Origin of the sequence: Hymenobacter cavernae (assembly GCF_014641455.1) — a bacterium.
GTDB lineage: Bacteria > Bacteroidota > Bacteroidia > Cytophagales > Hymenobacteraceae > Hymenobacter > Hymenobacter cavernae.
This window is the reverse complement of record NZ_BMHT01000011.1, coordinates 68125-79241: the sequence shown is the minus strand read 5'-3', so window position 1 is coordinate 79241 and position 11117 is coordinate 68125. Positions and strand designations below refer to the sequence as shown.

The 11117-nt window shown below is 50.7% G+C and carries 9 protein-coding genes; 1 reads left to right on the top strand and 8 read right to left on the bottom strand.

The window, feature by feature from the left end:
- Positions 1–150: 150 nt before the first annotated feature.
- The 4 genes from IEX74_RS22020 to IEX74_RS22005 all read right to left on the bottom strand — a co-directional run bounded on the left by IEX74_RS22020 (position 151) and on the right by IEX74_RS22005 (position 4308).
- Positions 151–414 (bottom strand): hypothetical protein, encoded by a 264-nt coding sequence (locus IEX74_RS22020; RefSeq protein ID WP_188816253.1) that lies wholly within the window; start codon positions 412–414, stop codon positions 151–153.
- A gap of 256 nt (positions 415–670) precedes the next feature.
- On the bottom strand, positions 671–1837 hold the full coding sequence (locus tag IEX74_RS22015; RefSeq protein ID WP_188816252.1) for a DUF8808 domain-containing protein: 1167 nt from the start codon (positions 1835–1837) through the stop codon (positions 671–673).
- A gap of 97 nt (positions 1838–1934) precedes the next feature.
- Complete coding sequence (locus IEX74_RS22010) at positions 1935–2270, bottom strand: nucleotide pyrophosphohydrolase (RefSeq protein WP_188816251.1); 336 nt, start codon at positions 2268–2270, stop codon at positions 1935–1937.
- Positions 2263–4308 (bottom strand): tetratricopeptide repeat protein, encoded by a 2046-nt coding sequence (locus IEX74_RS22005; RefSeq protein WP_188816250.1) that lies wholly within the window; start codon positions 4306–4308, stop codon positions 2263–2265. The genes IEX74_RS22010 and IEX74_RS22005 overlap by 8 nt, the downstream gene beginning before the upstream one ends.
- Before the next feature lie 319 nt (positions 4309–4627).
- Here IEX74_RS22005 and IEX74_RS22000 point away from each other — a divergent pair, with 319 nt between their 5' ends.
- A complete protein-coding gene (locus tag IEX74_RS22000) occupies positions 4628–5527 on the top strand; it encodes a hypothetical protein (RefSeq protein WP_188816249.1) in 900 nt (299 codons plus the stop codon).
- Between the two features lie 38 nt (positions 5528–5565).
- On the opposite strand, the gene IEX74_RS21995 is transcribed toward IEX74_RS22000, so the two are convergent.
- From IEX74_RS21995 to IEX74_RS21980, 4 genes are all read right to left on the bottom strand, one after another.
- Entirely contained in the window at positions 5566–6396 is an 831-nt protein-coding gene (locus tag IEX74_RS21995) for a hypothetical protein (protein WP_188816248.1), read from the bottom strand.
- A 35-nt stretch (positions 6397–6431) separates the two neighbouring features.
- Positions 6432–8126: a DUF262 domain-containing protein gene (locus IEX74_RS21990; protein ID WP_188816247.1), complete on the bottom strand. Its 1695-nt coding sequence runs from the start codon at positions 8124–8126 to the stop codon at positions 6432–6434.
- Between the two features lie 84 nt (positions 8127–8210).
- Positions 8211–10100 (bottom strand): DUF2075 domain-containing protein, encoded by a 1890-nt coding sequence (locus IEX74_RS21985; protein WP_188816246.1) that lies wholly within the window; start codon positions 10098–10100, stop codon positions 8211–8213.
- A gap of 107 nt (positions 10101–10207) precedes the next feature.
- On the bottom strand, positions 10208–11071 hold the full coding sequence (locus IEX74_RS21980) for a hypothetical protein (RefSeq protein ID WP_188816245.1): 864 nt from the start codon (positions 11069–11071) through the stop codon (positions 10208–10210).
- Between the last annotated feature and the right edge of the window lie 46 nt (positions 11072–11117).

Sequence of the window (11117 nt, the reverse complement as noted above, 5' to 3'; positions counted from 1 at the left end):
AAATAAATTTATATCTACTCTTAAACTCCTTATTTTAAGGAATGACTTTGATGATATGGTTCGTGTAAAAAGAACCATACAACAGTAATAATATACAAAAAGGGGATGCTTATACCAAGCATTCCCTTTTTGTATATTATTACTGTTGTATCAGAGGGGCAGGTTCATGGTCTTTTGAAACTGATGCTTGCGCTTAGCCAGGTGTGTATCCTTTTTCAGCTGGATGGCCTCTCCGAAGCAGCGCCGCAGGAACTCCCACGCTTTCTGCTCAGCATCAATGTTGCGGTGCTCACTCTGGCCGTCTGGGTTCTTGAAGGTGTTGGCCAGCACGAATGCAAAGCGTAGATCCTTCCAACACTTGCGGTGGTGGTAGGCGTTGAGCAGCGAAATCCAGAAGTCACCGCACAAGCGCATGTCACGCGGATGGAACAGTTTGGAGCCACTCAGGAAGCCAATCCAACCCTAACTAAACCAACAAATCAGGCAAAAATGGTCAACGTATCGTAGGACAAGACAGGCTGTTGCAGAACTCGGCGCGACAAGGCTAAGCAAGGGTTTTACGAACCAAGCCAAGCTAAAGAAGAAACCTTAGCTTCGCCTGTTACGCGCATTTAGGAACTAGCCTCCCCTTGTTTTAGCAGCTTAGAGCGTTCGACAACAGCCGCGAGAATTAAAATCGAGTGGCGAAACGGGCCGTGGCCACATTATCGATGAAGGAAAGCGCTTGTTGGGCTAGCGAGTCAGCGAAGGAGGGCCCTGGAGTGAGATTAACGAAGCGTAGGGCGGCGTCTTCGTGGATGGCGGCACGAAGCTTAGTAGAATGGTGATAGGCCGTATACGCAGCGGCTACGCGGGGTTGCGCCGCGAATAGGTCGGAAGTTTTGGGAATTCGGTCGCGTTTTCTACGCTGGTTGAACTCTTTATCGACGGGCAATACATTCCACAGCTCGTTGATGGGATAAATTTTGAGCGGGAGCAGGTGGTCGAGGTCATAGTGGGCAGGCTGGGTAATGCGCCGGCCGGTCCACAGGCAGAAGATGGGGACTTGCTCCAGCAGCAGAATGTCGACTTGGTTACGCTCCCAGCTGAGGGGACGGCGGTTGTCGGGGCGGGCCGTGAGCAGGGTGTAGATGACACCACGGGTGACTTCATGAGTTGCGTCTTGTGGCACTTTTTCGGTAAAGAGGCACCATTCGTGAAGGCAAAGTGCTTCGATGTACAGGGACAAGCGGTGAAATGCCTGCCACAAGTCCGCTGTGATGACCAGGCAAACCTCGTTGGCTTGCGTACTTGGTAAGGGGACAACAGGTATAGCTAATTTGTCGAGTCGGGCCGGCTTGTCAAATACCGTCCACTCTCCCGGACCAGAATGCCTGATGGGCATCTGAATCGCCCCCGTTATAGCTTCTGTGGCCAGCTTATACGTCTGCTGTAGGGTAGCGCTATAGGTTGCCCGCCGTCGGGGCGTACTCATTTCAGTCAGTAGAAAAAAACCATCCGCCGCTTGCGGTGTCAGTTGCACCTCCTGCTGCCACTGCAAACGCAGCCTGCTAAGTGCTGGGCGGAAGGATATGTCATTTTGCAGCTGGCCGTTGACAACGGATCGGGCCTTTTGGTAGATGGGCAACTGCTCGTCGACGAATGGCCAGTAATACGCGGCCCATAGCGTTGCGATACGGGAGAGAGGAACAGCGACTGCCTGGCCCTTGCGAGCCATATCCGGATACATTAGTACTACGTCGTTAATGGCTCGTAGCAGCGCCATTTTATAGCTAGTAGTCTTAGTGTCATGCTTGAGAATAGTGGCAATTACCTGCTCACCGGATACATATGCCATTAGGTGGGAGAATAAGGAGCTGCACTCATGGACCGCTATACAACGTAAAAGCGCCCGATTATACCATTAGGCGCTTTGTATTACCAAGGAAGCTATGTTAATTTAATTCGTTGTATTTGAGCGAATTGCCTTTAGCTTTGTCAATTGGATACCGCTCTGCGTTGCGCGTCAGCTTTTCCTGCATTAGCTGCGGGATGTCCCAACCGTATTTATCGGCTAGTTGGAACGCGTACAATAACACGTCGGCCAACTCTTCGCGGACTTTAGTGGGGTCGGCGTCCTCGGGCCTTTTCCAGAGAAAGACCTCGTTTAGCTCGGCGGCTTCAATGCTTAAGGCCAGGGCCAGGTCCTTGGGGTTGTGAAATTGGACCCAGTCCCGCTCGTCGCGGAACTGGCGCAGCTGCTGAAGTAGGTCGTCAATGGGGCTATTCATCTCTCTTGTGCATGGAGCGGGCCATGGCTAGCTCGTTGGCGAAGTCAAGACCGGTGTCGAGGCTAGGGTCAAGCTCTTGGAAGCCGGTGTACATACCGGTGAGCAGGTGTAGGGCAGAATACTTCTTGCCGGGTACGGAGGCCAAGCTGTATTTCTGGGCGGAGTCGCCGGGGTTGAGGCCGGAGCGGCCGAGCATGGCAATCTCGAAGGTGACATCCTGCACCTGCTGGCGGGTTTTACCTTCGAAATACTTCAGCCAATCGAGGCAATAAAACATGACGGCCATGCCGCCGGCGGGGCTGTCGCTAAAGGAAAGTGGACCTTTGCGGGCATCGGCGGGTTCAGGCTCGTCTAAGCCGAGTGGGTCACGCTCGATGCGGTTTAAGACCTCCTCGGGGGATTCTTCGCCAGCGGGCTCGTCGGTAGACGCTAGGGAAGCACTAGGTGGAGTCTGGCCACTGCCGGCGCCTGGTTGATCAGTACGAACCGCCTGCTCATCCTTCAGCTCGAAATAGGCCCCTAACCCTAGGTCGTCGCCCCAGTGCTGGACTACCTCGTACTCTTCGCCCGCTTGGCGGTCGGCTCGGTACTCCAGGTATTCCGCCCAAAGACGTTCGGCCTCTTTTATTTGGGTGGCCGGGGCCCGAAAATCAGGCACAGCGTTGTAACCGAACAGGTCGCGGAACTGCAGGGCCATGACTAGGTTGAGAACCGTATTGGCTTTGTGCACGGAGGGGGGCGAAAACTCAGCTACCTGTTTGTTGCGGGCTGCTTCAATGTACTCCTGCAGCAATTTCAATAAGGAGAGGAACTGCAGCGGACGCGCCTCGGGGAACTCTTGGTAAAGAAAATCCTCAATGAACAAGTCGATGGGCACGTTGTAGATCTGCCGCATCATACCCTCAAAGATGGAGTCCACGAAGCCGGCAATGTTCTGCTCCTTATAACCAGCCTTTTGCAGCTTCTTAAGCTGGGGCTCGGCGGCGCGAATGAATTTCTCTTTGCGCGGGCCGTTGGTGGTGAAGAGTTGGTTATTACCGGCGGCGCGGGCCTGCAGCACGAAGTCGAGATGGACAATCTCGTGCATGATCAGGTGCTCCACGGCCGGATAATCGGGCTTGAATTTAACGTGGTGATAGGAGCGGTTGTAGTTTTCGGCTATTTCCAGCTTGGCCGCCGTAGGCAGGTAGGCATCTTCGTCGACACGGATTTCCTTGCCGGCCTGCTCCTGTACGCGCAGTTGGTACTCGTTGGCAATGGAAAAGGTATTAGTGCTGTTCAGGTACTTGGTAGCCGTTTCGGTGGCTAGCGCCAAGCTGGCCCGCAGGATTGGATCACCGAGGGAGGCATGGCGCAGGGCGCGGGTAGCGAAGTCAAAGGCCTCTTCGTAAGCGCCGCGCTGCTGGCGCACCATAGCCAGCGCATAGAGCGTGTTAGGATAGTTAGGCTCAATTTCGTGGGCAATCTCGAAGTACCGTTCTGCTTCCTGAGGGCGACCGGACTGCATGAGGTTGCCGCCGATATTGTTTATGGCAATGAAGTCGCGTGGGTTGAGGGTTAGGGCCTGATCGTAGAAGGTTTTGGCGGACTTGAGGTCTTCCTGCTGCCGGGCGTAGATGTTGCCCGTCATGATCAGGGCGTAGCCGTTGCGCGGGTCCCAGCGCAGGGCGTCGAGGAGGGCATCCAGGGCCTCCTCTGGCTGACCCAGCTCGGAGAGTACCTGACCCAGCACGCGGTGGTATTCCGAAACGGTAGGATTTTGCTCGATGAGCTGGTGCAGCCGTGGTAGGGCCTGGCGGAATTGCCGGTCTTCGCACAGGCGTAACACCTTCTGGTATTCAGCCTGCTGGGTGCGAATAGCGTTGGTATCAATCTTTACTTCGACCGTGTCGCCTTTGATGGTGACGGTGGGGCGGTAGGGACCGAAAGTATAGAAGTCGGTGAGGTGGTCAACGAGCTGCTGAGCGTTCTGGCCGAAGGTCTGGGCTTCGGGAAAGAGGCTGTAGAGGAAGTCGTTGAGAGGGTGGTGAATGGTCATTCGCTAAATGGGGTCTGCCTGAAGACCTGAGCTTACTAGAAAGGATAAAGGTAGTAAGTGTAATTGTCTGACGGGCACTAGGATTAAAAGACTTAATTGTAACTTTATCGAGTATTTTAATAATTATTTTGATATAATTACAAAGAACATTATTATAGACTAATCATTATACTTCGACTCGTGAACCGCTCATCAAGCGTCTCAGACACCATGGCTAACACTTTGGTTTAGTGCGTACTAAATAAAGTAGTAGCAAGGACTACAGGCGATTCTCTGTCGGCGTGGGTGTCATACTTCTCCATTCTAATCCTGTTGTCAGATGAAGACACTTTTTACAATGCTGGGGCTCCTAGGTATCCTGGTACTACCTGTACGGGGCCAATTCACGCTGACACAACGGCTTGATGAAAAGCTAAGAGAAGACAAGCAGGTGTCAGAGCTCTATTTTGTGGGCAACGGGGATATTCAGGCTGGGCTGAGCAATGAAAAGAGAGAAATAGCGGCTAATACCGGCTTGGGCATCTTATTCTGGCGGATTTGGAATGGCAAATGGGAATTACAACTGGACGCGAAGGTCAATGTGGCCTCGACGATAGATACCATTCTGCACGCACGGGTGAACGGCATAGTGGCAAACAACCGCCTGTACGGTCGTAGCGTGCTGATTCCCGGCTTCTCCAAGCAGTCTACCATTGTCGACATGCTTTGGTACCGGGCCAATGGCGCGAAGCCACTATTCAAGCTGTTCAGCGGTATAGAAATCAAGCTGGCGGCCTCCAACAACGTATGGGGGTACTACGACCAGGTGCAGCAGATTAGTAATGGTGATACAGCAATGGTGAGAAGGAACACGTTCGTCGATGTCTCGAATATTGGGGGAAAAGTTGGCCTGTTCTATGAGTTTATTCCCGAAGATCAACGGCGGCTGAATGGCAACTCGGTGCGTTTAGGAATCAATTTAATTGGCCGAAGTATTCAGGGGGACGTTGGACGGCACTCAGATCCAATTCGGCAAATGCGGAAGGATTTTTTACTAAGCCCGAACACGATTCATCTAGGATTCGAACCTTCGCTAACGTTTCGTCTCAAAAATATCCGAGCCGAAGCCTCTGTTCCTTACCTATTTGCCAGAGCAAGCAAAACAGTGCCGGGCTTATCGGGAGCCCAGTTCCTCACTTCCATCAGTTTCGTGGGGGGCTTCCCAGTTAAAATGGAATAGTTCGGTAACTATTTTGTAGTAGAGCCGCCTTTCTTAACTCAGTGACTAAGCCTTTCATCGTTTGGGTCATGCTCAGCCAGATCAGAAAAGGCTTCATATGAGTTACGCATATCCTGCTGCAGAATCCAGGCTTGTTGGACTAATTCATCAATTGGCTTCCGATAATGACTGAATATTTCCAGACCACCAAGGAGGTTGATGACCAGGGGTTCGTAGAAAGCCAGTACGATATGATAGAGATGAATGCGCTGGGCAGGCGGCAGCTGGCTGTTATTCAGCAAGTAAAAGAACATGCTTACTGTAGCCCGTAGTACCTTGGTCTGGGTGGCTACAGATTGAAAATAGTCGAGCACTAGACGCTGGAAGGAATAGCCTTCGCTGGAGGCAGCCTCTTCGAAGGTAGCCTGATACTGGAGTAGCTGGGGCTCCTTCTCGTAGTTTACTTCTGAGAAATCGGGGAATTTATCATGGTCGATGTAACCTGTCATTTCCGTTAGATCATAGCCGCGAAGTGGCAGTTGATCCTGAATGCGCCGGGCTTCGGTACGCAGATCGTCAATGAGTTTGAAGGCCGTGTTAATGGTGCTTTCGTTGGCGCTGCGGTGCTGCTCTTTAGTGAAGTTCTGGATTTGAATTTGGTTGGAGGTAAACTGTTCGCGCAGGGAAAAGTACACGACCAACAGGCCCGCGAAGTTGAGGACTGGGCCGGCAATGCCGCCGATAGTGTCGCCGATGGGGTCCTTTGCGGCGAAGTTGACTCCGGAGTATAGATGAGTTAACGTCCAAGGAAGGACAAGTGCTAAAAGGGCTCCTAAGATGATTATCCAGACTGCCCAAAGGGTATTATTTATCGGTTTTTCAGCTGCCATTAGTTCTTCTTACAGAACATATATCTAGTTATAGTTCAATTAGGAAAATAATGATCTAGCAGGCTCTTTACAGATTCCTGTTGACTGCTTGTAATATCACTCGGATGCCAAGTCTTTTTGTTATGCAGCGTATTGGCCATGTGAGGCGATACGCTTAGGTAGCCTTTGAAGTATTTGGTAGTTTTATTCACAAAATCATGGCGACCCAAGGAAGCGTTCTTGCCTCGGCCTAGCAAGACTAGATTTCCTATTTTATGTACTAACTCTTCGCGTTGCTCGGGTGTGAAGTCCTTGGTCCACTGGCTATTTTGCTCTGGATTTTGAGGAAGGATGTGTTCAATGGTAATGGCCCGGCTTACATTCAGCGAGGTAAGGTCATGATTTAGCTTCAGGTAACTGAGTTTAAGTAACACGTACTTAGTGAATCGTCGACCATACATCTTGCCGTTTAATACCCCATATAGGTCGTTTTGGTCGACGGCAAACAATTCCTCGTGGTTGTTAATGTCGGTGGATAGTTTGGTGTTGTCAATGGCCTTGAGAATAGTATTCATGTTCTCGATACGGCTGGTTGGGGGAACCCCAGTCATCAAGTCAGCGGACACCTTGTTATCGAGGTGTTCCAGGAAGGTGAGTAGCCCTTCCATTTTGAATTTATTGTAGTAGGCCAGTAGGGGCGGAACCCAATCGGTACCCGGTAAGCCCTCCTGCATGAGGGAAATAAGGTTGTCGAATTGACGGCGTTCCGGCGTGCCACCCTGTTTGTTGATGAGTAGATGCTGATAATGCTGGAAATATTTAAATAGTAAATCGAGGAACGGTTTGCCCTCTTCCACTAGTCCCGCTCCGAAGATCTTGGTACGAAACTCAGTTGTAAGCCCATAACGGGCTTTGTCCTTGACCAAAATGGTCCGCACGTACGCCAGGAAACGGTCAAGGTCATCTCCTAATTCGCTTTCCATATCTTCCCAGTCCTTAGCATAAATTGTCCTTTTGCTATCTGCAATTTTGCCTAGGTTTTGCGCTTTGAGAATATCACTGTTGCGCAATGGCATACCCCGATTGTTCAAAATCGTGAACAGTCGAAAGGCATCATTCATGTCCTCAGTGGCCACGTAGATAAGTAGCACTTGATTGAGTAGGAAGTTAGTAAGTTCGATCAGGGATGGAGTGGAATATTCTTTAAGATAAGCTTGTAGTTCCAGTACAACCAGTGCCATGTTGCGTGCCGACTTATCTTCTTTTTCGACATCCCACTTCTGCTTAAGCTGCTTATCGAGAGTGCCACCAACTTTTTCAACATGGTCTTTAAAAAACTTCTGCACTTGACTACCCCGGTCAGATTCTAAACGAAAGCGACCAGGAACATTGAGAAGCACATCTTCCTCCTGGCAAAGGCATTTCTGACAGGACGCAGCCATCTTGGGGCTATCAAATAAGTCTCGGATTACAGCCAGTAATAGAAGGATCGTAGTAAGTCGTTGCTGTCCATCTAATACCTCATACTCCTCGTATTCCAGTGGTGTTTCCGTTTGTCGGCGTAGCACAATGGACCCGAGAAAGTATTCATCAAATTTATTCTCTGTCTGAGCATACGTAAGGTCATCCAGGAGTTCATAGACCTGATCTTTACCCCAAACGTAGGCGCGCTGATAGCTAGGGATGCGGAACCACATCTCCAATAGTTTTTTGACGAAAATCTTGTCACTGCTGATTTTAGTGGAAGGCATAGTTGTAAGATGTAGTTGACTCGGACTTGAGAGAAACTGGTTGGCAATGGTAAGTAAGCTTGAAAATAGCGCGTAGAATGGTCGCTACTCCATCCGACTCTGGAAGAAGCGGCGAGTTTCGTCGTCGGTGAAGTAGACGTAGCAGCCTTGCATGCCGCGGGTCATAAGGACTTTGTAGGTGTTGCGCAGGTATTCTAAGGCTTCTTGGGGGGATAGGCGGTTGTTGTTGATGGCAGTATCGGAAGAGGCTATTTTATTAGCTACCCACCCTCCCTGCTGCTGACGATACACTAGATCTGGGCCGACGATGACGCCGACGTAATCGAACTCGAAGCCCTGGGCCGTGTAGATGCAGCCGACTTGGTGGACCCCATCGGGGTCGGTCGCCCACAGGGAAGATTTGGGAATGCCGGGGGCGAGGTGGCCGTCACTGTCTTTGGCGTTCCAAGGACGGGTATAGCTGAACTGGTCGTTCTCGATGATAATGTCGTTGACTAGCTGACCATCGGATTGTGGCTTGGACCAGGGCCAGCAGAACCCGGCTACCATGCGGGCAGTGTGGTCCTGCTGGCGGCGTTTAGCCAGCATCTTTTCCAGCAGAACGGGAGAATCGGCGATGCGGAATTCGTAGCCCTGCTGTGTACTCCACAGGACATTCGCAGTGCGCTGGATACCAAGCGTGTTGTCGAGCCAGTTGATGAAGCCAGCGGAACCGCTGCAACGGAACTGGGCTTCGAGCTTAAACTCAGCTAGAGTAACACCCAAACGTTGGGCGGCTTGTTTAAGCGAGTCGTAGGAGCCGATTTCGTCGGGGCGGACGCGCTGGTGGTCGTCGATGAAGAAGACGGAGACCTTTGCTACCTGAAGTAATTCTTCAACCTGGGGTATGTTGTTACGTTGGGCAGCTGGTGTACGGAAACTAGTGCTGGATTTACGAATGCGGTGGGCTTCGTCGCAGATGACTACATCAAGGGAGTTAGGAAGGGATAGGCGATAATGACTGAAATAGGTGAAGAAGCTATGGCTGCGGCGGCCGAACTGGTCACGCAGGTTTTCGGTGAAGGCCTTGGAGCCGGTGGCGTAGTGAACCTTCAAATTGCGGCGGAGCAGGTCGGGCAGCAGGTGCAGGGCAATGACGGACTTGCCGGTGCCGGGACCCCCTTTGACTAGGATGGAGGTTTTGGTATGCCGGTGTTGAGCATCGAGCACGGCGGTGAGGACCCGATCGTAGACCAGGAGCTGGTCGTCAAGCAGGACGTAGCGGCGCTGTTCGCGCACGAGGCCCACGACGTGGTCAAGCAGCTTTTTGCTGGGGCGGTAGCGGCCAGCATCAATGCGTTCAAGGACAGGATAGCCATTGCCGCCGGTCAGACGCTGCTGCAGATAGCTACCTAGCGCGGCCTCCTGGTTTTCGCCGTAGAGCGGGTTTTGCTGCACCAGCTCTGTGAACTTGGGTTCGAGCAGGGCGTCGGTGGCAGTGAAGGTGTAGTTGTGCAGGTAGGCGCAGGCGTGCAGCTGGATGGGCGCGTCGGCGTCGTTGAAGGCCGTATGGACGTCGGCCAGGTACTGACGGTACTGGCCTACCTGGGCAGAGGGATGCAACACGTCGGAGAGCTGGCCGCCTAGCCAGGTGACTACCTCGTGGGGGCCAGCGGAGGGCTGGGTCTCGGACCACTGCTTCAACTCAATGATGACAGCCTGGCGCTGCTGTTGGGCATCGTGGCCACAGATGAGACAGTCGAGGCGCTTGGAAGTAAGCGGAAGCTGGTACTCGAGCAGGACACCGTGGTCGAGCAGGCTGGCCTTCTTAAAGACCTCACTAACACTGCGCAGGGAATTGCGCCAGGAGGTGACTTCGTTGGGTTGAGGCTCAGTGCGGTAGTAGTCGAAGAAGGCGGCCTGGAGCTGGCCGACAATAGCGTTGTGAGCGGCGGCGGTGATAAAGTTGGTGGAGGAACCGGCGTAGAGGCGCATGGTGAACCAAAAAAGTAGAAGTCTGCGGTGACTACTATTAGTATCCAGCTTTTGCGCAGATTACAGCAAAAGTGCACGATAGTTTAAGTACCGCTTAATTGCTTCGATTAGATAACTCCCAATTCTTTCAGGATATCGCTCTTAAACTTGCTGAATGGCCTTTTTACGAAGTTGGATGCTTCATATTCAGTCCCAAACACTACTCGATATAGGTCTGGCTTCGACACAGATACACCCTTTAATAGACTGTTATTAAGTATATCCAGATATCTATCGGAGAAGAATCTTCTTATCCGAAGCAAGTCTTGTAATTCACTTGTATGTGCGTTGTATATTTCCTCTATCGCAAACACATTTATAGTATTACTAGCTCTAAGAGAGTTAGGTGCTTCGACCTTTATTCTAATTCCGGAAGGTGCTATGTGGGAATACCTGTATGAAAAAGTGATATCGGCTAAACCATCATCAACATATGGATGCAGATGAGTGCTTAGGTTCATAGTTGCAGTTCCCTTGATGCTGGAATTACATATTGAGCAGCTTGGTATGAGATTATAGAACGAAATGGCTAGTAACGGGTTTTTTCCTTTATCAAAAAAGTGGTCGAACTGTGGTCTAGTCACTTTTTTTCCTTTTTGCGTAACGACAGTACTAGTATAGTTTCTATTACAGTATACACAAGTATCTATTTTTAAAGCAGAAGCAAGATCGTAAGCCCAGTACTTTATCTTTTTCTCATCACAAAATACATCGTAGCTGAAAACATATTCAACTGCTTTTTTCAAGTCATTCTCACGTTGAATTAGAGGATTAATCTTTGTGTTCAACTCAATTAATTTAGCTGGCTCTCCAATAAGAATATCATCAATATTGTCATTCAAAACTATATCAAATAATAGCCTTACTCTATTGCAATCTATTCCCTTTATCGTGTCAATTTTATCTATCCTCTCGTATACGAAGTCTGCCATAGCTACATGAAAGGCCTTTTTGGCTTTTAATATCTTAAGGCTATGC

Coding starts and splice junctions, on each gene's coding strand:
- IEX74_RS21985 (WP_188816246.1), bottom strand. CDS start 10,100: ATGCGCCTCTACGCCGGTTCCTCCACCAACTTTATCACCGCCGCCGCT.
- IEX74_RS22005 (WP_188816250.1), bottom strand. CDS start 4,308: ATGACCATTCACCACCCTCTCAACGACTTCCTCTACAGCCTCTTTCCC.
- IEX74_RS22010 (WP_188816251.1), bottom strand. CDS start 2,270: ATGAATAGCCCCATTGACGACCTACTTCAGCAGCTGCGCCAGTTCCGC.
- IEX74_RS22020 (WP_188816253.1), bottom strand. CDS start 414: ATGCGCTTGTGCGGTGACTTCTGGATTTCGCTGCTCAACGCCTACCAC.
- IEX74_RS21990 (WP_188816247.1), bottom strand. CDS start 8,126: ATGCCTTCCACTAAAATCAGCAGTGACAAGATTTTCGTCAAAAAACTA.
- IEX74_RS21995 (WP_188816248.1), bottom strand. CDS start 6,396: ATGGCAGCTGAAAAACCGATAAATAATACCCTTTGGGCAGTCTGGATA.
- IEX74_RS22000 (WP_188816249.1), top strand. CDS start 4,628: ATGAAGACACTTTTTACAATGCTGGGGCTCCTAGGTATCCTGGTACTA.
- IEX74_RS22015 (WP_188816252.1), bottom strand. CDS start 1,837: ATGGCATATGTATCCGGTGAGCAGGTAATTGCCACTATTCTCAAGCAT.
- IEX74_RS21980 (WP_188816245.1), bottom strand. CDS start 11,071: ATGGCAGACTTCGTATACGAGAGGATAGATAAAATTGACACGATAAAG.